The organism is Pseudomonas sp. SJZ078, from assembly GCF_007828255.1.
Lineage (GTDB): Bacteria > Pseudomonadota > Gammaproteobacteria > Pseudomonadales > Pseudomonadaceae > Aquipseudomonas.
This window is the reverse complement of record NZ_VIUG01000008.1, coordinates 135,184-159,094: the sequence shown is the minus strand read 5'-3', so window position 1 is coordinate 159,094 and position 23,911 is coordinate 135,184. Positions and strand designations below refer to the sequence as shown.

Annotated in this window: 24 protein-coding genes and 1 pseudogene; 14 read left to right on the top strand and 11 right to left on the bottom strand. The window is 61.0% G+C overall.

The window, feature by feature from the left end; genetic code table 11:
* Positions 1–31: 31 nt before the first annotated feature.
* Both rph and FBY02_RS10455 read left to right on the top strand, forming a co-directional pair.
* Positions 32–754, top strand: coding sequence for a ribonuclease PH (gene rph / locus FBY02_RS10460; RefSeq protein WP_024780256.1), 723 nt, complete (start codon positions 32–34; stop codon positions 752–754).
* A 29-nt stretch (positions 755–783) separates the two neighbouring features.
* On the top strand, positions 784–1,152 hold the full coding sequence (locus FBY02_RS10455) for a DUF4870 domain-containing protein (RefSeq protein WP_144926916.1): 369 nt from the start codon (positions 784–786) through the stop codon (positions 1,150–1,152).
* 177 nt (positions 1,153–1,329) lie between these two features.
* Here the strand turns inward: FBY02_RS10455 and FBY02_RS10450 are convergent, their stop codons facing one another.
* A complete protein-coding gene (locus FBY02_RS10450) occupies positions 1,330–2,109 on the bottom strand; it encodes an exodeoxyribonuclease III (protein WP_013694557.1) in 780 nt (259 codons plus the stop codon).
* 83 nt (positions 2,110–2,192) lie between these two features.
* Between FBY02_RS10450 and pyrE the strand changes: the two genes are divergently transcribed.
* Complete coding sequence (pyrE, locus tag FBY02_RS10445; RefSeq protein ID WP_047702586.1) at positions 2,193–2,837, top strand: orotate phosphoribosyltransferase; 645 nt, start codon at positions 2,193–2,195, stop codon at positions 2,835–2,837.
* A 188-nt stretch (positions 2,838–3,025) separates the two neighbouring features.
* Here the strand turns inward: pyrE and argB are convergent, their stop codons facing one another.
* The 4 genes and pseudogenes from argB to coaBC form a co-directional block, all read right to left on the bottom strand.
* Complete coding sequence (argB, locus tag FBY02_RS10435) at positions 3,026–3,931, bottom strand: acetylglutamate kinase (protein ID WP_144926910.1); 906 nt, start codon at positions 3,929–3,931, stop codon at positions 3,026–3,028.
* Between the two features lie 27 nt (positions 3,932–3,958).
* Positions 3,959–5,362, bottom strand: a pseudogene (locus tag FBY02_RS10430) (phosphomannomutase/phosphoglucomutase); the annotation flags it as partial.
* Between the two features lie 250 nt (positions 5,363–5,612).
* Positions 5,613–6,068, bottom strand: a complete 456-nt coding sequence (gene dut / locus FBY02_RS10425) for a dUTP diphosphatase (protein ID WP_144926904.1) — start codon at positions 6,066–6,068, stop codon at positions 5,613–5,615.
* A gap of 5 nt (positions 6,069–6,073) precedes the next feature.
* The gene (gene coaBC, locus FBY02_RS10420; RefSeq protein WP_041022862.1) at positions 6,074–7,282 is read right to left on the bottom strand and encodes a bifunctional phosphopantothenoylcysteine decarboxylase/phosphopantothenate--cysteine ligase CoaBC; all 1,209 of its coding nucleotides are present in this window, start codon (positions 7,280–7,282) and stop codon (positions 6,074–6,076) included.
* Positions 7,283–7,428: 146 nt separating this feature from the next.
* Here coaBC and radC point away from each other — a divergent pair, with 146 nt between their 5' ends.
* Positions 7,429–8,103: a DNA repair protein RadC gene (gene radC / locus FBY02_RS10415; protein ID WP_144926901.1), complete on the top strand. Its 675-nt coding sequence runs from the start codon at positions 7,429–7,431 to the stop codon at positions 8,101–8,103.
* Between the two features lie 91 nt (positions 8,104–8,194).
* Here radC and FBY02_RS10410 read toward each other — a convergent pair whose 3' ends face one another.
* The gene (locus FBY02_RS10410; protein ID WP_144926898.1) at positions 8,195–9,784 is read right to left on the bottom strand and encodes an ABC transporter substrate-binding protein; all 1,590 of its coding nucleotides are present in this window, start codon (positions 9,782–9,784) and stop codon (positions 8,195–8,197) included.
* A gap of 437 nt (positions 9,785–10,221) precedes the next feature.
* Between FBY02_RS10410 and rpmB the strand changes: the two genes are divergently transcribed.
* Together rpmB and rpmG are read left to right on the top strand one after the other, a co-directional pair.
* Positions 10,222–10,455 (top strand): 50S ribosomal protein L28, encoded by a 234-nt coding sequence (gene rpmB / locus FBY02_RS10405; RefSeq protein WP_007921114.1) that lies wholly within the window; start codon positions 10,222–10,224, stop codon positions 10,453–10,455.
* Between the two features lie 11 nt (positions 10,456–10,466).
* Positions 10,467–10,622, top strand: a complete 156-nt coding sequence (gene rpmG / locus FBY02_RS10400; protein ID WP_003177274.1) for a 50S ribosomal protein L33 — start codon at positions 10,467–10,469, stop codon at positions 10,620–10,622.
* A gap of 133 nt (positions 10,623–10,755) precedes the next feature.
* Here the strand turns inward: rpmG and FBY02_RS10395 are convergent, their stop codons facing one another.
* Complete coding sequence (locus FBY02_RS10395; RefSeq protein WP_144926895.1) at positions 10,756–11,118, bottom strand: cupin domain-containing protein; 363 nt, start codon at positions 11,116–11,118, stop codon at positions 10,756–10,758.
* A 231-nt stretch (positions 11,119–11,349) separates the two neighbouring features.
* On the opposite strand from FBY02_RS10395, the gene FBY02_RS10390 reads away from it, so the two are divergent.
* Entirely contained in the window at positions 11,350–12,843 is a 1,494-nt protein-coding gene (locus FBY02_RS10390; protein WP_144926892.1) for an aldehyde dehydrogenase, read from the top strand.
* Positions 12,844–13,000: 157 nt separating this feature from the next.
* Positions 13,001–14,143: an MFS transporter gene (locus FBY02_RS10385; protein ID WP_144926889.1), complete on the top strand. Its 1,143-nt coding sequence runs from the start codon at positions 13,001–13,003 to the stop codon at positions 14,141–14,143.
* 42 nt (positions 14,144–14,185) lie between these two features.
* Here the strand turns inward: FBY02_RS10385 and FBY02_RS10380 are convergent, their stop codons facing one another.
* A complete protein-coding gene (locus FBY02_RS10380; RefSeq protein WP_144926886.1) occupies positions 14,186–15,754 on the bottom strand; it encodes a phospholipase D family protein in 1,569 nt (522 codons plus the stop codon).
* Positions 15,755–15,815: 61 nt separating this feature from the next.
* Positions 15,816–17,249, bottom strand: coding sequence for a PLP-dependent aminotransferase family protein (locus tag FBY02_RS10375; protein ID WP_144926883.1), 1,434 nt, complete (start codon positions 17,247–17,249; stop codon positions 15,816–15,818).
* A 179-nt stretch (positions 17,250–17,428) separates the two neighbouring features.
* Between FBY02_RS10375 and FBY02_RS10370 the strand changes: the two genes are divergently transcribed.
* Positions 17,429–17,674: a DUF1127 domain-containing protein gene (locus FBY02_RS10370; protein ID WP_144926880.1), complete on the top strand. Its 246-nt coding sequence runs from the start codon at positions 17,429–17,431 to the stop codon at positions 17,672–17,674.
* Between the two features lie 66 nt (positions 17,675–17,740).
* Here the strand turns inward: FBY02_RS10370 and FBY02_RS10365 are convergent, their stop codons facing one another.
* Positions 17,741–19,054: an FAD-binding oxidoreductase gene (locus FBY02_RS10365; RefSeq protein WP_144926877.1), complete on the bottom strand. Its 1,314-nt coding sequence runs from the start codon at positions 19,052–19,054 to the stop codon at positions 17,741–17,743.
* 146 nt (positions 19,055–19,200) lie between these two features.
* Here FBY02_RS10365 and FBY02_RS10360 point away from each other — a divergent pair, with 146 nt between their 5' ends.
* Positions 19,201–19,554, top strand: coding sequence for a YkgJ family cysteine cluster protein (locus FBY02_RS10360; RefSeq protein ID WP_144926874.1), 354 nt, complete (start codon positions 19,201–19,203; stop codon positions 19,552–19,554).
* A 151-nt stretch (positions 19,555–19,705) separates the two neighbouring features.
* Here FBY02_RS10360 and FBY02_RS10355 read toward each other — a convergent pair whose 3' ends face one another.
* Positions 19,706–20,194: an Lrp/AsnC ligand binding domain-containing protein gene (locus tag FBY02_RS10355; RefSeq protein ID WP_003206849.1), complete on the bottom strand. Its 489-nt coding sequence runs from the start codon at positions 20,192–20,194 to the stop codon at positions 19,706–19,708.
* 156 nt (positions 20,195–20,350) lie between these two features.
* On the opposite strand from FBY02_RS10355, the gene dadA reads away from it, so the two are divergent.
* The 4 genes from dadA to FBY02_RS10335 all read left to right on the top strand — a co-directional run bounded on the left by dadA (position 20,351) and on the right by FBY02_RS10335 (position 23,826).
* Positions 20,351–21,658 carry a D-amino acid dehydrogenase gene (gene dadA / locus FBY02_RS10350; RefSeq protein WP_144926871.1) on the top strand — a complete coding sequence of 436 codons (1,308 nt, stop codon included), beginning with the start codon at positions 20,351–20,353 and terminating at the stop codon, positions 21,656–21,658.
* Positions 21,630–21,983 carry a RidA family protein gene (locus FBY02_RS10345; protein WP_144926868.1) on the top strand — a complete coding sequence of 118 codons (354 nt, stop codon included), beginning with the start codon at positions 21,630–21,632 and terminating at the stop codon, positions 21,981–21,983. Before dadA ends, FBY02_RS10345 begins: the two co-directional genes overlap by 29 nt.
* Positions 21,984–22,075: 92 nt before the next feature.
* Entirely contained in the window at positions 22,076–23,149 is a 1,074-nt protein-coding gene (gene alr, locus FBY02_RS10340) for an alanine racemase (RefSeq protein WP_144926865.1), read from the top strand.
* Positions 23,150–23,277: 128 nt separating this feature from the next.
* Positions 23,278–23,826 (top strand): cupin domain-containing protein, encoded by a 549-nt coding sequence (locus FBY02_RS10335; protein WP_024780576.1) that lies wholly within the window; start codon positions 23,278–23,280, stop codon positions 23,824–23,826.
* Positions 23,827–23,911 lie beyond the last annotated feature (85 nt).

Genomic DNA, 23,911 nt, shown 5'->3' with positions numbered 1-23,911 from the left:
CAGTTTTCCGTCCTCTGTACAGGTGTTCCCTATGAAACGTCCAAGTGGTCGCGCTGCCGATCAGCTCCGCTCGATCCGCATTACCCGCAACTACACCAAACACGCCGAGGGATCCGTACTGGTCGAATTCGGTGATACCAAGGTCATCTGCACCGTCAGCGTCGAAAATGGCGTGCCTCGGTTCCTCAAGGGCCAGGGCCAGGGCTGGTTGACGGCCGAGTACGGCATGCTGCCGCGCGCCACCGGTGAGCGGAACCAGCGCGAGGCCAGCCGTGGCAAGCAAGGTGGTCGTACCCTGGAAATCCAGCGCCTGATCGGCCGTTCGCTGCGCGCCGCCCTGGACATGTCCAAGCTGGGCGACGTGACGCTGTATGTCGATTGCGACGTGATCCAGGCCGACGGCGGCACCCGCACGGCTTCCATTACCGGTGCCATGGTTGCGCTGGTCGATGCATTGAAAGTGATCAAGAAGCGCGGCGGCCTCAAGGGCGGCGATCCGCTCAAGCAGATGATCGGCGCGGTCTCGGTGGGCATGTACCAGGGCGAGCCGGTGCTGGACCTGGATTACTTGGAAGACTCCGCTGCCGAGACCGACCTGAACGTCGTCATGACCAGCGCTGGCGGCTTCATCGAAGTCCAGGGCACCGCCGAGGGCGCGCCATTCCAGCCTGAAGAGCTGAACGCTATGCTGGAGCTGGCGAAGAAAGGCATGAGCGAAATTTTCGAACTGCAAAAGGCCGCCCTGGCCGATTGATCTACAGCGCTTCAGACAAGGAGAGCGTCATGAGTGATGAACAAGTGCTACTGCCCCAGCCGGACAGGGAGGCGCGTCAATGGGCGATGTTCTGCCACCTGTCCGCCTTGTCGGGCCTGGTGATTCCGTTTGGTACGCTGATCGGGCCGCTGGTGCTCTGGCAGATCAAGCGCGAATCCGATCCATTCATCGATGCCCAAGGCAAGGAAGCGCTGAACTTCCAGATCACTGTGGCGATTGCCTCGCTCATCAGTTTCCTGTTGATGATCGTGGTGATTGGCTTCTTCCTGTTCGGGCTGATCGCCATCGGCGCGCTGGTGCTGACCATCATCGGTGGGATCAAGGCCAATGAAGGGCAGCCGTATCGGTATCCGTTTACCTGGCGAGTGATCAAATAACGATCAGTGAATAACCCCTGTGGGAGCGAGCCCTGCTCGCGATAGCGGCGTGTCAGTCGATGTAGATGTCGAATGTCAGGCCCCTATCGCGAGCAGGCTCGCTCCCACAGTGGTAAAGCGATCAGCCACAAAAAAACCGACAGCGCTGTCGGTTTTTTTGTATCTGCGAAACGCCCCTCAGATCGTCAGCGTCCAGTCGTAATCCACGATCAGCGGCGCATGTTGCGAGAATCGTGGCTGGCGCGGCAAGCGGGCGCTACGCACGAAACGGCGCAGGCCGGGCGTCAGCAACTGGTAGTCGAAACGCCAACCGAGGTTGAGCATCTCGGCCTGTTCGTTGTCCGGCCACCAGCTGTACTGGTCGCCTTCGCGGCTGACTTCGCGCAGGGCATCGACATAGCCCATGTTGCCGATGATCTCGTCCATCCAGGCCCGTTCAGGCGCCAGGAAACCCGGAGATTGCTGGCTGTCGCGCCAGTTCTTGATGTCCAGCTTCTGTTGCGCCACGTACAGCGAGCCACAATAGATGTACTCGCGACGTTTGCGCCGCTGCTTATCCAGGTAACGGGCGAAATCGTCCATCAACTTGAATTTCTGATTCAAATCTTCATCGCCGTTCTGCCCCGAAGGGAGCAATAAGGTCGCGATGCTGACCTTGTCGAAATCGGCTTGCAGGTAGCGCCCGTAGCGGTCCGCCGTCTCGAAACCGAGACCGTTGATGACAGCCTTCGGTTGCAGCCGCGAGTACAGAGCCACGCCACCCTGGGCGGGGACTTCGGCATCGCAGGCATAAAGGAAGTAACCATCCAGTTGGAAGGCTGCATCATCCAGTTCAAAGGCGGAGGCGCGGGTGTCCTGCAGGCAGATGACGTCGGCATTCTGTGCTTGCAGCCAACTGAGCAAACCTCGCTCCACTGCAGCCTGAATACCATTGACGTTCACACTGATGATCCGCATAAATGGCCCCAAAAATCACGTGCGTGTATGATACACGCCGTGTACCTATTTAGCTAAATCCGCGGTATTTGAGGCTTTTTTTCATGCAGGCGTATCAGCGCGATTTCATTCGCTTTGCCATCGATCGCGGGGTTTTGCGCTTCGGTGAGTTCACCCTCAAGTCCGGGCGCACGAGCCCGTACTTCTTCAACGCCGGCCTGTTCAACAGCGGTTCCGCCCTGGCCCAGTTGGGGCGTTTCTATGCGGCGGCCATTGTCGAGAGCGGCATCCCGTTCGACGTGCTGTTCGGCCCGGCCTACAAAGGCATCCCGCTGGCCGCCACCACCGCCGTCGCCCTGGCCGAACATCACGACCGCGACCTGCCCTGGTGCTTCAACCGCAAGGAAGCCAAGGCCCACGGTGAAGGTGGCAGCCTGGTGGGCGCGCCGCTGACCGGTGACGTGCTGATCATCGACGACGTGATCACCGCCGGCACCGCCATCCGTGAAGTGATGCAGATCATCGCTTCCCAGGATGGCGCCAAGGCCGCCGGCGTGCTGATCGCCCTCAACCGTCAGGAACGTGGCAACGGCGAACTGTCGGCGATCCAGGAAGTGGAGCGTGACTTCGGCATTCCGGTCATCAGCATCGTTTCGCTGACCCAGGTCCTGGAGTTTTTGGCCGACGACCCGCAGCTCAAGCAGCATTTGCCGGCGGTCGAGGCTTATCGGGCGCAGTTCGGCGTCTGATCGGCTTGTACATTCCCCGGTGGGAGCGAGCCTGCTCGCGATAGCGGCGGATCAGTCAGCATCAGTGTTGAAGTCCATTCCGCCATCGCGAGCAGGCTCGCTCCCACAGGGGGTATTTCGCAGGTGGCCGGTGCAAAAAAGACCCCGCTCAGCCAGGCTGAGCGGGGTCTTTTTTTTTGGGGTGTGGCTTATGGACGCTTGCGATTACTGATCAACGTACCCACGCCAGTATCGGTAAAGATCTCCAGCAGGATCGCATTCGGCACCCGGCCGTCGATGATCAGCGAGCTGCCGACGCCGCCTTGCACCGCTTCCAGTGCGCAACGGATCTTCGGCAGCATGCCGCCGTAGATGGTGCCGTCCGCGATCAGATCGTCGACCTGTTGGGTCGACAGGCCGGTCAGGACTTTGCCCGACTTGTCCATCAGGCCGGCGATGTTGGTCAGCAGCATCAGCTTTTCAGCTTTCAGTGCTTCGGCGACCTTGCCGGCCACCAGGTCGGCGTTGATGTTGTACGACTCGCCGTTGGCGCCCACGCCGATAGGCGCGATCACCGGGATGAAATCGCCCTTGACTAGCAGGTTCAGCAGGTCGGTATTGATCCCGACCACTTCGCCTACCTGGCCGATGTCGATGATTTCCGGCTGGGTCATTTCCGGCGTCTGGCGGGTGACGGTGAGTTTCTTCGCCCGGATCAGCTCGGCATCTTTACCGGTCAGGCCGATGGCGCTGCCGCCATGGCGGTTGATCAGGTTGACGATGTCTTTGTTGACCTGGCCGCCGAGGACCATTTCCACCACGTCCATGGTCTGCGCGTCGGTGACGCGCATGCCATCGATGAAGTGGCTTTCGATCGCCAGGCGCTTGAGCAGGTCGCCGATTTGCGGGCCACCGCCATGCACTACCACCGGGTTGATGCCCACGGCTTTCATCAGCACGATGTCGCGGGCGAAGCCGGTCTTGAGCTCCTCGCTTTCCATCGCGTTGCCGCCATATTTGATCACCAGGGTCTTGCCGACGTAGCGTCGGATATAAGGCAACGCTTCGGACAGGACCTTGGCGGTGTTGGTGGCGGCTTCGCGTTCGAGGGTCATTCAGGGCTCCAGTGGCGCTTCAAAAAATCAAAACGGTAGTTGAAGATCGGGTGCAACACGTTTGAGTTGGGTGTGGAACACATCCTTGATGCGCTGCAACTCGGCTTCGTTATCGGCCTCGAAACGCAGGACCAGCACCGGCGTGGTGTTGGACGCGCGAACCAGGCCCCAGCCGTGGGGATAGTCGACCCGCACACCATCGATGGTGGTCAGTTCGGCCCCTTCGCCCCATTGAGCGTCGTGCAGTGCATCAATGATGCTGAATTTGCTCTCTTCGGTCACATGGATATTGATTTCCGGCGTAGAAATATCGTTCGGGAAGGTCGCGAACAGGTCTTCGGCGCTGGATTGTTCCTTGCTGAGGATCTCCAGCAGGCGTGCCGCGCTATAGATGCCGTCGTCGAAGCCGAACCAGCGCTCCTTGAAGAAGATGTGGCCGCTCATCTCGCCGGCCAGCAGGGCGCCGCTCTGCTTCATTTTCTTCTTGATCAACGAATGGCCGGTCTTCCACATCAGCGCACGACCGCCATATTCCTTGATCAGTGGGACCAGGCGCCGGGTGCATTTAACGTCGAAGATGATTTCGGCATTCGGATTGCGCGCCACCACGTCGCGAGCGAACAGCATCAACAGGCGGTCGGGGAACACCACGCTGCCGGTGTTGGTCACCACGCCGACGCGGTCGCCGTCGCCGTCGAAGGCCAGGCCCAGGTCGGCATTGGTTTCCTTGACCTTGGCGATCAGGTCTTCGAGGTTTTCCAGTTTGCCCGGGTCCGGATGGTGGTTGGGGAAGTTGCCGTCCACCTCGCAGAACAGCGGGATGACCTCGCAGTTCAGGGCTTCGATCAGTTGCGGGGCGATCACGCCGGCCGCGCCGTTGCCGCAATCGACCACCACTTTCAGGCGGCGGGCCAGCTTTACGTCCTTGACGATTTCGTCACTGTAGCGCTCGAGGATGTCGACTTTGGTGACAGTGCCCTTGCCGCTGCTCAGGTCGTTGGTCTTGAGGCGGGTATGCAGGGCCTGGATCTGCTCGTTGGCGAGGGTGTCGCCGGCGATGACGATCTTGAAGCCGTTGTAGTTCGACGGGTTGTGGCTGCCGGTGAGCATCACGCCGGATTTGCCGGCCAGTACGTTGGCGGCGTAATACAGGGCCGGGGTCGGTACCAGGCCAACGTCGCTGACATGGCAGCCGCTGTCGGCAACGCCCTTGATCAACTGCTCGACCAGCTCGGGGCCGGACAAGCGGCCATCGCGGCCGACGCACACGTTCGGTTCGCCCTGGGCCAGGCTCTGGGAGCCAATGGCGCGGCCGATCCAGTAGGCGGTTTCGCCAGTCAGGGTTTCCGGCACGACGCCACGGATGTCGTAGGCGCGGAAGATGCTGTCAGGAAAGATCGGTGCGATTGCGGCTGGGGTGTTCATGGGCGGGACGCTCTATTCAGAAGGTGACTGGACAGGCCGGCGGTCAGCGCCGGCAGGCTCAAGCTGAAGGGTATGACGGCGTTTTTGACAGAGAGTTCGTGGTGGGAAAATGCCATGAGACAGCGTTACCCTGGCCTCGCTCGCCTAATACCTTGATTCCGGATGGGAAACCTAGCAGAAAGCCATTGCGCATTTTTTGCCCTGAAACAGTAGCTTAATAAACCGGCCGGGCAGTGCGCCCGGCCTGTCCCACCGGTCAGTGGCTGCCGGAATGTCCGAAACCGCCTGCGCCGCGCTGGCTCTCGTCGAATTCTTCGACCAGTTCGAAGTGGGCCTGGACCACCGGTACCAGCACTAGCTGGGCAATGCGCTCGCCCACGGCGATGTTGAATGTCGTATGGCCACGGTTCCAGCATGACACCATCAGTTCGCCCTGATAGTCGGAGTCGATCAGCCCCACCAGGTTGCCCAGCACGATGCCGTGCTTATGACCCAGGCCCGAGCGTGGCAGGATCAGTGCGGCCAGGCCCGGATCAGCGATGTACACCGACAGGCCGGTGGGAATCAGCAAGGTCTGGCCCGGCTCCAGGACGGTGTCCTGTTTGAGCATCGCCCGCAGGTCGAGGCCGGCGGAGCCCGGTGTGGCGTATTGCGGCAGCGGGAATTCGCTGCCGATGCGAGGGTCGAGGATCTTGGCTTGTAGCGCGTGCATGTCAATTAAACCTGGTTCAGCCGTTCGGCGATGAAAGTGATCAGCTGGCGGGCGATCTTGCCTTTGCTGGTCTGGGCGAAAAGGGTGGCGTGCAACTGGCGGTCGATCACGCTGCAGGCGTTTTCTTCGCTGTTGAAGCCGATGCTCGGGTTGGCGACGTCGTTGGCGACGATCAAGTCCAGATTCTTGTCCTTGAGCTTGCGCGCGGCGTAATCGAGCAGGTTTTCGGTTTCGGCGGCGAAGCCGACACTGAAAGGGCGGTCGGGACGGGTGGCGATGGTGGCAAGAATATCCGGGTTGCGGACCATTTGTAATAACAGGCCGTCGCCGCTCGTAGGGTCTTTCTTCAATTTTTGCGGGGCAATGACCTCAGGGCGGTAGTCCGCTACCGCGGCCGAGGCGATGAACAGGTCGCAGGGGATGGCCGCTTCGCAGGCTGCGAGCATGTCCCGGGCGCTGACTACGTCGATGCGGGTCACCCGATCCGGCGTCGGCAGGTGCACGGGGCCGGTGATCAGTGTCACCCGGGCGCCGGCTTCCACCGCGGCCTCGGCCAGGGCGAAGCCCATTTTTCCGGAACTGTGGTTGGTGATGTAGCGCACCGGGTCGATGTTTTCCTGGGTCGGTCCGGCGGTAATCAGCACGTGCTTGCCGGTCAGGGCGTGGCGCTGGAAGCAGTCGGCGGCACATTGGGCCAGGTCGGTGGCTTCGAGCATGCGGCCCATACCGACATCGCCGCAGGCCTGGCTGCCGGAGGCCGGGCCAAAGACTTTCAGGTCGCGGCTTTCGAGCAGTTGCAGGTTGGCCTGGGTGGCCGGATCGCGCCACATGGCCTGGTTCATGGCCGGTGCGACGGCGACCACGGCGTCGGTGGCGAGTACCAGGGTGGTCAGCAGATCATTGGCGATGCCTTGGGCCAGGCGGGCAATGAGGTCGGCGGTGGCCGGGGCGATCAGCACCAGGTCGGCCCACTTGGCCAGTTCGATATGACCCATGGCGGCTTCGGCCGCCGGGTCGAGCAGATCCAGGTGGACCGGGTGCCCGGACAGGGCCTGCATGGTCAGGGGGGTGATGAACTCACTGCCGCCACGGGTCATGACGACGCGCACTTCCGCGCCCTGGTCGATCAGCCTGCGAACCAGCTCGGCGCTCTTGTAGGCGGCAATGCCGCCGCCGACGCCCAGAACGATGCGTTTCCGATACAGCCGCTGCATAAGCCTGCCTTTGGATTTCAGTGGTCAATACAGGACGAACTTCTCGACAGCAGCCTGCCAGGGTGCAAATCGCCTGCAAAAAAGATGGGCTACGATATCACAGCGACCGCTATGGAACAGCGGCGCGCCACTGACCAGGAGGTCCTATGAGTATTCGTGATTGGCCGGCGGCGGAGCGTCCGCGGGAGAAGTTATTGGAATTGGGTTCGGCGAGCCTTTCGGATGCCGAACTGCTGGCGATCTTCCTGCGCACCGGTGTGTCCGGGAAAAGCGCGGTGGACCTGGCTCGACACCTGCTGCATCAATTCGGTTGCCTGCGGGTTCTGCTGGAAGCCGACATGCGCACCTTCAGCGCGCAACTGGGGCTGGGCCCGGCGAAATTTGCCCAGTTGCAAGCGGTCCTGGAAATGGGGCGTCGACATTTGGCCGAGGACTTGCGGCGAGAGTCGGTGCTGGAGAGCCCGCTGGTGGTGCGTGATTATCTCAAGGCCATGTTGCGGCACGAACCCCATGAGGTGTTCGGCTGCCTGTTCCTCGACTCCCGGCACCGGGTGCTGGCCTACGAAGCGCTGTTTCGCGGTTCCATCGACAGCGCCAGCGTCTATCCCCGGCAGGTGGTCAAACGCGCCCTGGCCCACAATGCCGCCGCGCTGATCCTGTGCCACAACCATCCTTCCGGCAACACCGAGCCCAGCCAGGCTGATCGGGTGCTCACCGAGCGACTTCAAGAAGCGCTGGAGCTGATTGATGTGCGGGTGCTCGATCACTTCATCGTCGGTGATGGGGAGCCGCTGTCGATGGCGGAGTATGGGTGGATGTGAAGCAGCGGCAAGCTTTCAGCTTCAAGCTGCAAGTTCAGAGCGGGGTGTGATCTGCTCTTGAGCTTGCAGCTTGCAGCTTGCAGCTTGCAGCTTACGGCTTGAGGCTGACCTTCGAATAATCCTGGCGCCCGAACGGGCTGACGGCATAACCCTGCAGGTCCTTGCGAACCAGGGCGAACGCGGTCGGGTGGGCCAGTGGTAGCCACAGGGCCTGCTGCTGGATCTGTGCCTGGGCCTGTTCATAGAGCTTGGTGCGCACGCCCTGTTCACCGGTGGTCTTGCCGGCGCTGATCAGCTTGTCCAGGTCCTGGTTGCAATAACGGGCGAAGTTGGTCCCGGACTTGACCGCCGCGCAGGAAAACTGCGGCGTCAGGAAGTTGTCCGGGTCGCCGTTGTCGCCGGCCCAGCCCATGAACAGCAGGTCATGCTCGCCGGCCTTGGCGCGACGGATCAGCTCGCCCCATTCGATCACCCGGATCTCGGCCTGGATGCCGACTTCTGCCAGGTCAGATTGCAGCAACTGCGCGCCGAGGCTGGGGTTGGGGTTCAGCAGGCTGCCGGAAGGACGGGTCCAGATCGTGGTCTGGAACCCTTCCTTCAAGCCGGCCTTGGCCAGCAGCTCACGGGCCTTGGCCGGGTCATGGGCATAGCCGGGCAGGTTCCTGGCGTAGCTCCAGGTGTTTGGCGGGTAGGGGCCGTTGGCCGCTTCGGCGGTGCCTTCGAAGACGGTCTTGAGGTAGCTGGCTTTGTCGAAGGCAAGGTTGATGGCCTGGCGTACCTCTGGCTTGTCCAGGGGAGGATGCTGGCTGTTGATCGCCACGAAAGCGGTCATGAAGGCATCGGTCTGTTCCACCTTCAGGGTCGCTTCCTGCCGGGCGGCCTGCACGTCCAAAGGCTTGGGCGAGAGGGCGATCTGGCATTCGTTGCGCCGCAGTTTCTGCAGGCGCACGTTTGCATCCGGCGTAATGGCAAAGATCAGCGGGTCGACCTGGGGTTTGCCGGCGAAGTAATCGTTGTTGGCCTTGTAGCGAATCGAGGCGTCCTTCTGGAACCGGCTGAAGATGAACGGGCCGGTGCCGATGGGCTGGTTGTTGAGTTTTTCCGGTGTGCCGGCCTTCATCAATTGATCGGCGTATTCAGCCGAATAGATCGAGGCGAAGCCCATGCTCAGCGTGGCCAGGAACGTGGAGTCCGCATGATCGAGGGTAAAGCGCACGGTCAGTGGGTCCAGGGCGTCGATTTTCTTGATCAGCGCCGGCAGCTGCATGGACTGGGCGTGCGGGAAGCCGCTCTGGGCGACTTTATGCCAGGGATTGGCGGGGTCCAGCATGCGTTCGAAGCTGAACTTCACGTCTTCGGCGCTCAGGTCACGATGGGGCGTGAAATATTCGGTCTGGTGAAACCTGACCTTTGGACGCAGGTTGAACACGTAGGTCAGCCCATCGGTCGAGACGTCCCAGCGCTCGGCCAGGCTGGGGACTACCTTGCCGCTGGCGGTGTCGAAATCCACCAGTCGGTTCATCAGGACATCGGCAGAAGCATTGGTGGTCGTCAGCGAATTGTATTGGACGACATCGAATCCCTCCGGACTGGCCTCGGTGCAGACGCTCAGGGCGGCGGCCTGGGCCAATGGGCTGATCAGCAGAGGGGCGAGCAACAGTGAGAGGGCAGCGAGGCGCATGATCGGGTTTCCTTGTCAGGTCGAAGGCCCATCTGCGAGTGCAGTCTGGAAAAGGCCTACCCTAGTGGGCTCGTTGCCAAATGACTATCCCCTTTTTGCTTTTTCCGGCACCCTGCGCCAGCGCATTGAGGCGTTAGAACCTGTCGACATTGAAAAAAACCGGATGCCGCGACGAGCGGTCACAGCCATCGCCAGCCCTTGCCGCAGCCGTTCGGCACGGTTGCCCGAGGTTTCCAGGTTAAGACAAATCACACGGGATGTTGTTGCACCGAGGTCTTTCTGGTATAAAGCAGCGCTCTTTTCTAGGGGCCCGGTTCCTTCACTGTAGGTGTAGCCGGTAAGACCCTTAAAGAAACGCGGCGCCTGGCGCCAAATGACTGAGAGATTAAGCGGCCAACCCATGCCGGGTTGGGCATGTGGTTTTAGAGGGCTGAGGCATGTCTAGAGTCTGTCAAGTTACCGGTAAGGGTCCGGTGACTGGGAATAACATTTCCCACGCAAACAACAAAACCCGTCGTCGTTTCCTGCCGAACCTGCAGCATCACCGCTTCTGGGTTGAGTCCGAGAAACGTTTTGTACGTCTGCGCGTATCTGCCAAAGGCATGCGTATCATCGACAAGCGCGGCATTGATGTCGTGCTGGCCGAACTTCGCCGCGATGGCAAGGTTTAAGGGAGCTAATCATGCGTGAATTGATTCGTTTGATCTCGAGCGCCGGTACTGGTCACTTCTACACTACCGACAAGAACAAGCGTACTACCCCGGACAAAATCGAGATCAAGAAATATGATCCGGTTGTTCGCAAGCACGTGATCTACAAGGAAGGCAAAATCAAGTAATTGATTTTTCCCTCTTTACAAAAAAGGCCCGTATCGTGAGATACGGGCCTTTTTTGTTGCTGGCTTCCAGCCCTGATCCAATCCCTGTGGGGGCGAGCCTGCTCGCGATGGGGTCAGTCCGGCCAACGAAAACTCAAGCCTTCTGCTCAAACACCACATAAATCTTGCGGCACGGCTCCAGCACTTCCCAGGTGCCCTTGAAGCCCGCTGGAATCACAAAGCGGTCGCCTGCGCGCAATGTCTTGGCATTGCCGTCGTTGTCCCGCAGCACGGACACCCCCTGGACGATTTCGCAATATTCATGCTCGGTGTAGTTGACCATCCACTGGCCGACCGCGCCTTCCCAGACCCCGGCATTCATTTGCCCGCAGGGACTGTTGTAGTGGTTGAACACAGCTTGTTCGGGATCGCCCTTGAGAACCTTTGCCGGGTCCGGGCGATAGCGATCGGCGACGGTGCTGGCTTGGCTGAAGTCGACGATGTCCTCGATGCTCATTTCCGTAATCCCCGGTGATTGCTTGGAAGGTTCGAGTCTATGTTTATTAAAACGAACATCGCAAGGCTGTTTACCGCTCTTGTGTCAAATATATTGAAACTTGAGGGGCGGCTGGTTTAGGGTGGCGGGTGCCCTATGCCGAAAATGTGCGCCTGAACAGGCTGGCCGGGCAGAATTCCTGAGTGTTGCATCCCTTGTAACGCTCACACCCAATAAGAGGAGGACACTCGCATGACCACCCTGACTCGTGCCGACTGGGAACAACGCGCCCGCGATTTGACCATCGAAGGCCGCGCGTTCATCAGCGGCGAATACACCGATGCGGTGTCCGGCGAAACCTTCGATTGCCTCAGTCCGGTCGATGGCCGTTTGCTGGGCAAGGTCGCCAGCTGTGATGCTGCCGACGCCCAGCGTGCGGTCGAAAACGCGCGTGCGGTCTTCAATTCCGGTGTCTGGTCACGCCTGGCGCCGAGCAAACGCAAAGCCACCATGATTCGTTTCGCCAGCCTGCTCAAGCAGCACGTCGAAGAGCTGGCCTTGCTCGAAACTCTGGACATGGGCAAGCCGATCAGCGATTCCCTGAACATCGATGTGCCCGGTGCGGCACAGGCGTTGGGCTGGAGCGGGGAAGCCATCGACAAGCTCTACGACGAAGTGGCGTCGACCCCCCACGACCAGTTGGGCTTGGTTACCCGCGAGCCCGTCGGTGTGGTGGGCGCTATCGTGCCGTGGAACTTTCCGCTGTTGATGGCCTGCTGGAAGCTCGGTCCGGCCTTGTCCACCGGTAACTCTGTAGTCCTCAAGCCGTCGGAAAAATCCCCGCTGACTGCCATCCGCATTGCCGCACTGGCCGTCGAAGCCGGGATTCCGAAAGGCGTGCTCAACGTGCTGCCAGGCTATGGCCATACGGTCGGCAAGGCTCTGGCCCTGCACATGGATGTCGACACGCTGGTGTTCACCGGTTCCACCAAGATCGCCAAGCAACTGATGATCTACTCCGGCGAATCCAACATGAAGCGCATCTGGTTGGAGGCCGGCGGCAAGAGCCCGAATATCGTGTTCGCCGACGCTCCGGACCTGCAGGCCGCCGCTGAAGCCGCAGCCAGCGCCATTGCATTCAACCAGGGCGAAGTCTGCACCGCCGGCTCGCGACTGTTGGTGGAACGCTCCATCAAGGACACCTTCCTGCCGTTGGTGATCGAGGCCCTCAAGGGCTGGAAACCGGGCAACCCGCTGGACCCGGCGACGAATGTCGGTGCCCTGGTCGATACCCAGCAGATGAATACCGTGTTGTCCTACATCGAAGCCGGGCACAGCGACGGCGCCAAGCTCGTGGCCGGTGGCAAGCGGATCCTTGAGGAAACCGGTGGCACCTATGTCGAGCCGACGATTTTCGACGGCGTCAGCAACGCCATGAAAATTGCCCAGGAGGAGATTTTTGGTCCGGTGTTGTCAGTGATCGCTTTCGATACGGCCGAGGAGGCCATCCAGATTGCCAACGACACGCCTTATGGCCTGGCGGCGGCGGTATGGACCCGGGACATCTCCAAGGCCCACCTGACCGCCAAGGCCTTGCGCGCCGGCAGCGTGTGGGTGAACCAGTACGATGGCGGCGACATGACCGCGCCATTCGGTGGCTTCAAGCAGTCGGGTAACGGTCGCGACAAGTCGCTGCACGCCTTCGACAAATACACCGAGCTGAAGTCGACCTGGATCAAGCTGTAACAGCGCAACGCTGATCTCTCTTGTGGGAGCGGGCTTGCTCGCGAAAGCGGTTTCACATTCAACGACTGAGTTGACTGACCCAGCCTTCGCGAGCAAGCCCGCTCCCACATTTGCTTTGCGTAGGACTTGAAATGTAAATACCCACAGGAGCATGGAAATGCGTTGGGCGACTTATTTCGCCGTGTTGGCCTCTGTCCTGAGCGTCGGCCTTGCCCTGGGGGTCAGCATGCCGCTGGTGTCGCTGCGCCTGGAGGGCTGGGGTTATGGTTCGTTCGCCATTGGCGTGATGGCGGCCATGCCCGCCGTTGGGGTGTTGCTCGGGGCCAAGGTATCGAGTCGTCTGGCGGCGCGGTTTGGGACGGCAAACCTGATGCGCCTGTGCCTGTGGGGCGGAGCGGTGTCCATCGGATTGCTGGCGTTGTTGCCCAGTTACCTGGTCTGGCTGGTGCTGCGGCTGGTGATCGGGGTGGTCCTGACCCTGGTGTTCATTCTCGGTGAGAGCTGGATCAATCAACTGGTGGTTGAACAATGGCGTGGCCGGCTGGTGGCGCTGTATGGCGCCAGTTATGCCCTCAGCCAGCTGTCCGGTCCGCTGTTGCTCGGCGCGCTGGGTACCGTGCACGACTACGGATTCTGGGTGGGCGTCGGCCTGCTGCTGGTGGCACCGTTGCTGTTGCTCGGTCGCAGCGGTGCGCCCTCCAGTGAAGCCGGTAGCGTCACTTTTGGCGATTTGTGGGCTTTTTGCCGGGGGCTGCCGGCGATCGCATGGGCGGTGTCGTTATTCGCGGCTTTCGAGGCGATGATCCTGACGTTGCTGCCGGTGTATTGCCTGCGCCAGGGGTTCAGTGCCGATGTCGCGCTGGCAATGGTCAGCACCGTGGTGGTCGGTGATGCATTGTTGCAACTGCCCATTGGCGCCTTGGCCGATCATGTGTCTCGGCGAGCCTTGCTCACGGGCTGCGCGGTGGCGCTGACCTTATCCAGCCTGGCGGTGCCGTTGTTGATCGATACCTTACTGATCTGGCCGCTGTGGGTGCTGTTCGGTGCCAGCGCGGGTGGTTTGTTCACCTTGTCGTTGATCCTGATCGGTGAGCGTTACCGCGACGATGCGCTGGTGCGAGCCAATGCCCATATTGCCCAGCTATGGGGGATCGGTTGCCTGGTAGGCCCTTTGGTGGCGGGAGCGGGCAGCCAATGGATCAGCGGACATGCGTTGCCGTTGTTCATGGCGGCGGGGGCGTTCGGTCTGGTGATTCTGTTGTTGCGTCAGGGGGCGTTCGGGGCTACGCAACCCGCCTGAAAACCCTGGGGCGAGGGAGCTTTTTGTGGCGAGGGGGAGCGCCTACAGCATCCGCTCCAACCCCACCGTTGTCGCAAACCAGGCATTGAACCGGCGCCACCAGCTACCGGGTTCACGATCCAGGTCGTGGAGTTTGCCGTTGTCTTCGGTGGTCCAGACGAGTTTTCCATCTTTCAGTCGCGCCTGGTAACTCAGGGCCGGTGCCATGCCCTGCAAGGCCAGGTCACGGACCTGGCCGGCGAGTTCAGGGCTGTCCACCAACACGCCAACCTCGGTGTTCCACAGCACTGAGCGTGGGTCGAAATTGAATGAGCCGATGAATGATTTCTGCTGGTCAAAAATGATCGCCTTGCTGTGCAGGCTCGAGTCCGATTCGCCGTAGGACTTGCTGTAGAACAGGTGAGGGCTGCTGCCACCCGTATCCCCGGGTTGGCGCCGCAACTCGAACAGCCGCACGCCATGCTGCAGCAGCGCCTTGCGATAGGGCGCGTAACCGCCGTGCACCGCCGGCACGTCGGTGGCCTCCAGGGAGTTGGTCAGCAGGCTGACCGACACGCCGGCATCGGCGCGGCTGGTCAGGTACACCAACCCAGGCTGTCCCGGCACGAAATAAGCCGAGATCATGATCAGTTCCTTGCTGACCCCCGCCAGTTCAGGGCTCAGTTGCGTGGTCAACAGCAGGTGCGGATCGGGCTCGTCCTTGGCCAGGACTTTGCTGGGCGCATCCCACAGCGCCTGGTTCCAGGCCCAGACCAACTCGTTGCGCCAGATATCCAGCCGCGGCTGGGTCCGGTAGGCGGCCAACTGCTGGTACAGCGCGTGATTCTCCTTTTGCGTCTGTTCCAGGGACTCTTGCAGGCGCAGGCGGCTGTTGGCCAGGTCCTTGGCGGTGGGCCGATGGGACAGGAATTGTTCGATGGGCTTGCTCAGGGCGCTGTTCCAGTACTGATCGAAACTGTGCCCCAACTGTTCAGCCACCGGACCGACGCCGAGCAGGTCGATATCCGTGAAGTTCAGGTGAGGCTCGGCATCGAAGTATTCATCCCCCAGGTTGCGCCCGCCGACGATGGCCATGCTGTTGTCCGCCAGCCAAAGCTTGTTGTGCATCCGCCGATGTTGCAGCGAAAGGTTGAACAAACGGCCGAGGCTGCGGGTCACGCCGGTGGCGCGCCCCAGGTGCAACGGGTTGAACAGGCGGATCTGGATCCGCGGGTGAGCGCCGAGGGTCGAAATGATTTGCTCCTGGCCATCGCTGGTGGTGTCGTCCAGCAGGATCCGCACACGCACGCCCCGGTCGGCGGCCTTGAGCACCTCGTCCACCAGCATCCGGGTGCTGATGCCGTCGTGAACGATGTAGTACTGCAGGTCGAGGCTGCTTTGCGCGTTGCGAATCAGCTCGGCCCGGGCGGTAAAGGCATCGGTGCTGTTGGAGAGCAGACGAAACCCCGAGCGTCCTTCGTGGGGTGCGGCCTGGGTCTGGACGGAGCGTCCGAATGAAGATTCGGAGGCAGGCAGTGCCTGGGAGGGCTCGCGGGTGATATCAACGCTGGCACAGCCTCCCGACAGGGAGGCGACAAGCAGTAGCGTAGGCAGGATCGGTTTGGATCTCACGTAGGATCGTTCCGCTTGTTGGCGTTGATTGACTGTCGGGTGCTGCTTCCCTGAGTAGAATTCAGACGCCGTCGCCTTGGGTTTCGTTCAACAGCGCGATGGCGGCGGTCCCTACCTTGCGCACAGCCTCCTCGATCTGTGCCGTTGGCTTGGCAGCGTAGTTCATTCGCAGGCAATTGCGGTACTTGCCCGATGCCGAAAAAATGCTGCCGACCGCAACCTGCACACCTTTGTCATGCAAGACCCGGTTGAGCTTCAGGGTATCGAAACCTTCGGGCAATTCGACCCACAGCATGAAGCTGCCCCGGGGACGACTGGCGCGGGTGCCTGATGGAAAGTAGCGGCTGACCCAGTCGATCATCACGTCGCGATTACGCTGGTATTGCGTGCGCATCCGGCGCAAATGAGGTTCGAAATGCCCGTTCTTGAGAAACTCGGCGATAGCGATCTGCGGCTGCGGCGCGGTGGAGCCGGTGCTGATGTATTTCATGTGCAGCACCCGTTCCAGATATCGCCCGGGTGCGACCCAGCCCACTCGCAGACCCGGCGCCAGGGTCTTGGAAAAGGAGCTGCAAAGCAGGACGCGGCCATCCTCGTCGAAGGACTTGATCGTGCGGGGCCGTGGGTAGGTGTAGGCCAGATCCCCATACACATCGTCTTCGATGATCGCCACGTCGAAGCGCTGCGCCAGGGTCAACAACGCGCGTTTGTTCGCTTCCGGCATGATGTAGCCCAGCGGGTTGTTACAGCTGGGCGTCAACTGTATGGCCTTGATCGGCCATTGCTCCAGCGCCAGTTCCAATGCCTCCAGGCTGATGCCGGTAAGCGGGTCGGTGGGGATCTCCATGGCCTTCATGCCCAGGCCCTTGAGGGTTTGCATGGCGCCGTGGAAGCTGGGCGAATCCACCGCGACGATATCGCCTGGTTCGCAGGTGGCGCGAATGCTGATCGACAGCGCTTCGTGGCAGCCGGTGGTGACAATCAGGTCGTTGGCCCCCAACTGACAGCCTGAATCCAGCAACAGGCGGGCAATCTGTTCGCGTAACGCAAGGTTGCCGTAGATGTTGTCGTAATACAGGCCGGGCATGTCTTGCCGACGGCTGATCTGCGCCAGGCTGCGCAGCAGCGGCTTCATGGTCGGCGAATGGATGTCCGGCATGCCGCGCCCCAGTTGCACCACTTCTTTGCGTGGCACGGCGCGAATCAGTTCCAGCACCTGGTCCCACTGTGAAATGTCCACGGGACGCTGGGCCGGACGGCCTATCGCTGGCAAGTCCGGCAGTTCGCGGCTGATCGGGACGAAATAGCCGGACTTGGGTTTCGGCATTGCCAGTCCGTTGTCCTCCAGCACGCGATAGGCCTGCTGCACCGTACTCAGGCTGACGCCATGTTCCGTACTCAAAGCCCGCACCGACGGCAGCCGGTCGCCGGGGCGATAGAAACCCTGTTCGATGCGGGTGCCAAGCAATTCGGCGAGGTTCACGTAGAGGGTCATGGCGCGCTCTCGATAGGTGGGCAACAGGTAACCAATACAGTTGGCCGGTAAAAACAGCATTCAGTGGCAAAAAGGCCTTATCTGTATGCAAATAAAATACAGATGTTGAATCTGTATCGATTCTGGCCGTCCGCGCATCATGAAACCTCTGGCTACCCAAGTAAACAGGAGCGACGAAAATGAACGGCTTGAGCGATGTGCGGCTGACGCTACACAGTCAGGAACTGGAGGCAGGACAGGAAAAGGGACTTCGCGGCGCAAGCTTTCGAACTGCCCCAGCCTGCCTGAGCCGCTGGGACTTGTTCTGGCATCGCCTGCATACACGCCGAGTCTTGCTCGAGCTGACACCCGAACAGTTGCGTGATATCGGGATGAGTCGGCAGCAGGCGCGGGAGGAGGGCTTAAAGCCTTTCTGGCGTAGCTGATCCGTGGCGAGGGGATAAATCCCCTCGCCACAAAAACAACATTAGGCTCACCTATGTGTCATTGGATCAAACCAACTCTTTCAACCTGTGCCATAACATCCCCAACGCCAGCAGCGGTGAGCGCAGGTGCTTGCCGCCGGGGAAGGTGATGTGCGGGACCTGGGCGAACAGATCGAACCCGCCGCCTTGCTGTCCACTGATGGCTTCGGCCAGCAGCTTGCCGGCCAGGTGCGTGGCGTTCACGCCATGGCCGGAATAGGCTTGGGCGAAGTACACGTTGGGCTGGTCTTTGAGTCGGCCGATCTGCGGTAGGCGGTTGGCGCCGATGCCGATCATCCCGCCCCATTGATAGTCGATCTTCACGTGTGCCAACTGCGGGAAGACCTTGAGCATTTTCGGACGCATATAAGCGGCAATGTCCTGCGGGTCGCGGCCCGAATAATGGCAGGCGCCGCCGAACAGCAAGCGGCGATCCGCCGAAAGCCGGTAGTAATCCAGCGCCACCCTCTGGTCACAGACCGCCATGTTCTGTGGCAACAACGCCTGGGCCTGAGCCTGGCTCAAAGGCTCAGTGGCGATGATGTAGCTGCCAGCGGGCAGTACCTTGCCGCTCAATTCCTTGTTGAGGCCGTTGAGGTAGGCATTGCAACCGAGCACCAGGGTCTTGGCGCGAACCGAGCCATGCTCGGTATGCACCTGCACTTCAGGGCCGTAATCGATCCGGGTCACCGCCGATTGCTCGAACAACCTGACCCCCAGCCGCTGCGCGGCGTCGGCTTCGCCCAAGGCCAGGTTCAGCGGGTGCAAATGCCCGGAGCCCATGTCGATCAGGCCACCGACATAGCGGTCCGAGCCGACCACGCTGTGCATCTCATGGGCTTGCAGCAGCCGGGTCGGGTGACGATAGCCCAGGCTGCGCAGTTCCTCGGCGTCCTCGGCGAAGCCTTCCAGGTCGGCGGGTTTGTTGGCGAGGTCGCAGTACCCCCAGGTGAGAGCGCAAGCGATCTGAAAACGCTCGACGCGCTGCCGGACGATTTCCACTGCCTCAAGGCCCATGAGTTTCATCTGGCGGACGCCCTCGGTACCGATCACCGGAGCGAACTGATCCAGGCCATGGCCGACACCGCGGATCAACTGGCCGCCGTTACGCCCACTGGCCCCCCAGCCGATCTTGTGTGCTTCCAGCAACACGACGCTCATGCCGCGCTCGGCCAGTTCGATGGCCGTGTTCAGCCCCGAGAACCCGCCACCGACCACGCAGACATCCGCCAACAGCTCGCCTTGCAGCAACGGATGGTCCGGTTGCGGCAGGCTGCTGGCGGCGTAGTAAGAAGCGGCGTGCGCGTGGCTCGGGACCGGTTGCTGAACACGGGCGTTCATGTGCGTAATCCTGATTATTGTGTTTGAGAAATTTTACGGAGCATAAGCCGCGGATTCCTCCGTCGGCAACAGTGGTCGGCTGGCGCTGTCTGGTACACGGCTTTTAGGGCAGAATCCGGACCAGTCCCGATCAGGTAACCGCCTCGATGAGTTGCAACAGTCAAAAAGTCCGCACGCTGCGCCAGCAGATTCCTTCATTCGAGTGCGTGCCCGGTTGCCACGACTGCTGCGGGCCGGTGACCACCTCACCCGAGGAAATGGCCCGCCTGCCGCGCAAGACCCGCGCCGAACAGGACGCCGCCCTGGAAGCACTCGATTGCGTGCACCTGGGGCCGAACGGTTGCACCGTGTATGACGAGCGGCCGCTGATCTGCCGGTTGTTCGGTACCACGGCGACGCTGCCGTGCCCCAATGGGCGGCGGCCGGTGGAGCTGATCCATCCCCGGGTCGAGAAGCAGATCCATGATTACATGGCTGCCAATCGGCAGGTGTTGGTCTGATCATCGGGAGACCGCGTCGCGGCTTTCGCGAGCAAGCCCGCTCCCACATGGAATCTCTACCGTTCCCAAGAAATGGGTTCGCCGCAAGACCATTGTGGGAGCGGGCTTGCTCGCGAAAGCGGTCCCGGACGCGCGCCTTCTAGTGCTGGACTCAATCGGGGATCGGCAGGTTCAGGCTCTCTTTAACCTCTTCCATCACGATATAGCTCTTGGACTCCCGCACATGGGGCAGTTTGAGCAGGATGTCGCCCAGCAGTTTGCGGTACGAGGCCATCTCGGAAATCCGCGCCTTCACCAGGTAGTCGAAATCCCCCGACACCAGATGGCATTCCAACACATGAGGCAGTTTCAGCACGGCACGTCGGAACTCTTCAAAGGTGTCGCCGGATTTGTAATCGAGGCTGATCTCGACGAACACCAGCAGGCTGCCCTTCAGGTGCTGCGGGTTGAGCCGGGCGTTGTAGCCCATGATGATCCCTTCGCGCTCCAGGCGCCGTACCCGCTCGGTGCAGGGCGTTGTGGAGAGACCGACCTTTTCTCCCAGCTCGGTGAAGGAGATCCGACCGTCCGCCTGGAGGATACGCAGGATGTTGCGGTCGATTTTGTCCAGCTCGCGCTTGGTCTGGGTATTGGTACGCACAGGGGATGCGCCTCCGTGAAAAGGGTTTTTGCCGAGAATTCTCGCCAAATATAGGCATTTATATAGTGAAAAGCACTGCCTATTCTTTTTTACACTGCGCTCATTACGGTTCTGTACAACAAACGTCAGCGGTTCTCCCGCGATGAGGGCGACAACATGCGTGTTCTGGTCTTGGGTAGCGGCGTCATCGGTACCGTCAGTGCTTACTACCTGGCGCGGGCCGGGTTCGAAGTGGTGGTAGTCGACCGTCAGCCGGCGCCTGCCATGGAAACCAGTTTCGCCAACGCCGGCCAGGTGTCGCCGGGCTATGCCTCGCCTTGGGCCGCGCCAGGCGTGCCGCTCAAGGCCATCAAATGGCTGTTGCAGCGCCACGCACCGCTGGCCATCAAGGCGACCGCCGATATCGACCAGTACCTGTGGATGGCACAGATGCTGCGCAACTGCACCGCCAGCCGTTATGCCATCAACAAGGAGCGCATGGTGCGCCTGTCCGAGTACAGCCGCGATTGCCTCGACGAGCTGCGCGCCGAAACCGGCATTGCCTACGAAGGCCGTAGCCTGGGAACTACACAATTGTTCCGCACCCAGGCACAGCTCGATGGCGCGGCCAAGGACATCGCCGTGCTGAAGGAGTCCGGTGTGCCGTTCGAAGTGCTCGACCGCGAAGGCATTGCACGGGTCGAGCCGGCCCTGGCGAACGTCACCGACATCCTGGCCGGCGCCTTGCGTCTGCCCAACGACCAGACCGGCGACTGCCAGATGTTTACCACGCGCTTGGCGGAAATGGCCGTGAAGCTGGGTGTCGAGTTCCGCTTCGGCCAGGATATCCAGCGCCTGGACCAGGCCGGTGACCGCATCAATGGCGTCTGGATCGATGGCAAACTGGAAACCGCCGACCGCTATGTCCTGGCCCTGGGCAGCTATTCGCCGCAACTGCTCAAGCCCCTGGGTATCCGTGCTCCGGTGTATCCGCTCAAGGGTTATTCCCTGACCGTGCCGATCACCAACCCGGCGATGGCGCCGACTTCGACCATTCTCGACGAAACCTACAAGGTCGCGATCACCCGCTTCGATAACCGTATCCGTGTGGGCGGTATGGCGGAAATCGCCGGTTTTGACCTGTCGCTCAATCCTCGTCGCCGTGAAACCCTGGAGATGATCGTCAACGACCTTTATCCTCAGGGCGGCGATCTGGCCCAGGCCAGTTTCTGGACCGGTTTGCGTCCGACCACGCCGGATGGCACGCCGATCGTTGGCGCTACCCCGTTCAAGAATCTGTTCCTGAACACCGGCCACGGCACCCTCGGCTGGACCATGGCCTGTGGCTCCGGTCGCTTGCTGGCGGACCTGATGGCGAAGAAAAAGCCGCAGATCAGTGCCGAAGGTCTCGATATTTCCCGTTATGGCAGCAGCAAATTTCAGGAGTCTGCAAAACATGGCAATCCAGCGCCAGCTCACCAATGACCGCATGAGCCAAGTGGTCGTGCACAACGGCACCGTTTACCTGGCCGGGCAAGTCGGCGACGACATGAGCGCCGGTATCGAGCAGCAGACCCGCGAGACTCTGGCCAATATAGAGCGTTTACTGGACCTGGCCGGGACCGATAAGAGCCGGTTGCTGTCGGTCACGATCTACTTGAAGGACATCGAGGCCAACTTTGCGGGCATGAACGCTGTCTGGGACAAATGGTTGCCCAATGGGGTGGCACCGGCCCGAGCCACGGTCGAAGCCAAGCTGTGCGAGCCGGAAATCCTGGTGGAGCTGTCAGTTGTGGCCGCGCTGCCTTAAAGCTGTCGAAACGATCCCTCTCCCGGCGCTGTTGGTGGTTCACGCCATCAGCCGGCGCCGGTTTTTTCATGTCTGCCTAGAAGCCTGCCGTCATGCGTCCTGCCCGCGCCCTTATCGATCTTCAAGCTCTGCGCCACAATTACCAACTGGCTCGCGACGTCACGGGGGCCAAGGCCCTTGCAGTGATCAAGGCCGATGCCTACGGGCATGGTGCGGTACGTTGCGCCGAGGCTTTGCAGGACACCGCGGACGGGTTTGCGGTGGCTTGCATCGAAGAGGCCCTGGAACTGCGGGCCGGCGGAGTTCGTGCGCCGGTGTTGTTGCTGGAAGGGTTTTTCGAAGCCGATGAGCTGTCGTTGATTGTCGAGCACGATTTCTGGTGCGTCGTGCATTCGTTGTGGCAGCTCGAAGCGATTGAAAAAGCGGCGCTGAGCAAGCCGATCACGGTCTGGCTCAAGCTGGATTCGGGAATGCACCGGGTTGGCCTGCATCCACAGGACTATCAGGCCGCCTATGGTCGACTACTGGCCAGCGGCAAAGTCGCGAAAGTCGTGCTGATGAGCCACTTTGCTCGCGCCGATGAATTGCACGACCCCTCCAGCACCCGGCAGTTGGAAGTGTTTGAAGCCGCCTGCCAGGGATTGACGGCCGAGACCAGCCTGCGCAACTCCCCGGCGGTATTGGGCTGGCCGCAGATGCCAAGCGACTGGGTCCGTCCGGGCATCATGTTGTATGGCGCGACGCCTTTCGATGAAGCCAACGCCACCGCCTCGCGCCTGCAGCCGGTGATGACTCTGGAATCGAAGATCATTTGCGTGCGCGAACTGCCGGCCGGCGAGCCGGTGGGGTATGGCGCCCATTACGTGACCACGCACACGACCCGGGTCGGGGTGGTCGCCATGGGCTATGCCGACGGCTACCCGCGCCAGGCGCCGAGCGGCACTCCGGTGCTGGTGGACGGCCAGCGCAGCCAATTGGTCGGACGTGTGTCGATGGACATGCTGTGTGTCGACCTGACGAATATCCCCCATGCCGGACTTGGTTCGACCGTGGAATTATGGGGTAAGCATGTGCTCGCCAGCGATGTGGCGAAGGCTGCCGGCACCATTCCCTATCAGATTTTCTGCAACCTGCGGCGGGTTCCACGGCTCTATTTCGGGGGCTGACGCAGCGCAGGATCAACCGAAGGTCGCTTCACCGCGCAGGATTCGGGTCAAAGTGTTGTAAATACTGAACGCTGTCGCCATGATAACGCTCACTTTCAACACAACCTGATCCCCTGGAGGTTCCAGCATTGGACGTCGGTGAACGACTGCAAGCCATTCGTAAACTCAAAGGCCTTTCCCAGCGTGAACTCGCCAAGCGTGCGGGCGTCACCAACAGCACCATTTCGATGATCGAGAAAAACAGCGTCAGCCCCTCGATCAGCTCGCTGCGCAAGGTCCTTGGCGGCATCCCCATGTCCATGGTCGAGTTTTTCTCCGAAGAAATCCTCCAGGAGAAGCCGACCCAGATTGTCTACAAAGCCAACGAACTGATCGATATCTCCGACGGTGCCGTGACCATGAAGCTGGTGGGCAGGGCACACCCGAGCCGGGCGATTGCCTTCCTGAATGAAATCTACCCGCCTGGCGCCGATACCGGTGACGAGATGCTTACCCATGAGGGCGAGGAAACCGGGATTCTGGTGGAAGGCCGTCTGGAGCTGGTCGTCGGCGCCGAAACGTTCGTGCTGGAGGCCGGGGACAGCTACTATTTCGAAAGCACCAAACCACACCGTTTCCGTAATCCGTTCGATGTGCCGGCGCGGCTGATCAGCGCAGCCACACCGGCCAATTTCTAAGGAAGAGGCGCCAAGCCCGCACGGGCAACGGCGGCCAGGGGGAAGGCGGTCACAACGAACAAGACCCTTGTGACTTTAGGGTTGT

Bases quoted from the DNA above. Each gene is read 5' to 3' on its own strand.
- radC (WP_144926901.1), top strand. From the start codon at position 7,429: ATGAGTATTCGTGATTGGCCGGCGGCGGAGCGTCCGCGGGAGAAGTTA.
- FBY02_RS10450 (WP_013694557.1), bottom strand. From the start codon at position 2,109: ATGCGGATCATCAGTGTGAACGTCAATGGTATTCAGGCTGCAGTGGAG.
- FBY02_RS10365 (WP_144926877.1), bottom strand. From the start codon at position 19,054: ATGAACGCCCGTGTTCAGCAACCGGTCCCGAGCCACGCGCACGCCGCT.
- alr (WP_144926865.1), top strand. From the start codon at position 22,076: ATGCGTCCTGCCCGCGCCCTTATCGATCTTCAAGCTCTGCGCCACAAT.
- rpmB (WP_007921114.1), top strand. From the start codon at position 10,222: ATGTCTAGAGTCTGTCAAGTTACCGGTAAGGGTCCGGTGACTGGGAAT.
- rph (WP_024780256.1), top strand. From the start codon at position 32: ATGAAACGTCCAAGTGGTCGCGCTGCCGATCAGCTCCGCTCGATCCGC.
- FBY02_RS10385 (WP_144926889.1), top strand. From the start codon at position 13,001: ATGCGTTGGGCGACTTATTTCGCCGTGTTGGCCTCTGTCCTGAGCGTC.
- FBY02_RS10375 (WP_144926883.1), bottom strand. From the start codon at position 17,249: ATGACCCTCTACGTGAACCTCGCCGAATTGCTTGGCACCCGCATCGAA.
- FBY02_RS10360 (WP_144926874.1), top strand. From the start codon at position 19,201: ATGAGTTGCAACAGTCAAAAAGTCCGCACGCTGCGCCAGCAGATTCCT.
- FBY02_RS10410 (WP_144926898.1), bottom strand. From the start codon at position 9,784: ATGCGCCTCGCTGCCCTCTCACTGTTGCTCGCCCCTCTGCTGATCAGC.
- FBY02_RS10345 (WP_144926868.1), top strand. From the start codon at position 21,630: ATGGCAATCCAGCGCCAGCTCACCAATGACCGCATGAGCCAAGTGGTC.
- coaBC (WP_041022862.1), bottom strand. From the start codon at position 7,282: ATGCAGCGGCTGTATCGGAAACGCATCGTTCTGGGCGTCGGCGGCGGC.
- FBY02_RS10455 (WP_144926916.1), top strand. From the start codon at position 784: ATGAGTGATGAACAAGTGCTACTGCCCCAGCCGGACAGGGAGGCGCGT.
- argB (WP_144926910.1), bottom strand. From the start codon at position 3,931: ATGACCCTCGAACGCGAAGCCGCCACCAACACCGCCAAGGTCCTGTCC.
- dut (WP_144926904.1), bottom strand. From the start codon at position 6,068: ATGCACGCGCTACAAGCCAAGATCCTCGACCCTCGCATCGGCAGCGAA.
- FBY02_RS10395 (WP_144926895.1), bottom strand. From the start codon at position 11,118: ATGAGCATCGAGGACATCGTCGACTTCAGCCAAGCCAGCACCGTCGCC.
- pyrE (WP_047702586.1), top strand. From the start codon at position 2,193: ATGCAGGCGTATCAGCGCGATTTCATTCGCTTTGCCATCGATCGCGGG.
- FBY02_RS10370 (WP_144926880.1), top strand. From the start codon at position 17,429: ATGAACGGCTTGAGCGATGTGCGGCTGACGCTACACAGTCAGGAACTG.
- dadA (WP_144926871.1), top strand. From the start codon at position 20,351: ATGCGTGTTCTGGTCTTGGGTAGCGGCGTCATCGGTACCGTCAGTGCT.
- FBY02_RS10390 (WP_144926892.1), top strand. From the start codon at position 11,350: ATGACCACCCTGACTCGTGCCGACTGGGAACAACGCGCCCGCGATTTG.
- rpmG (WP_003177274.1), top strand. From the start codon at position 10,467: ATGCGTGAATTGATTCGTTTGATCTCGAGCGCCGGTACTGGTCACTTC.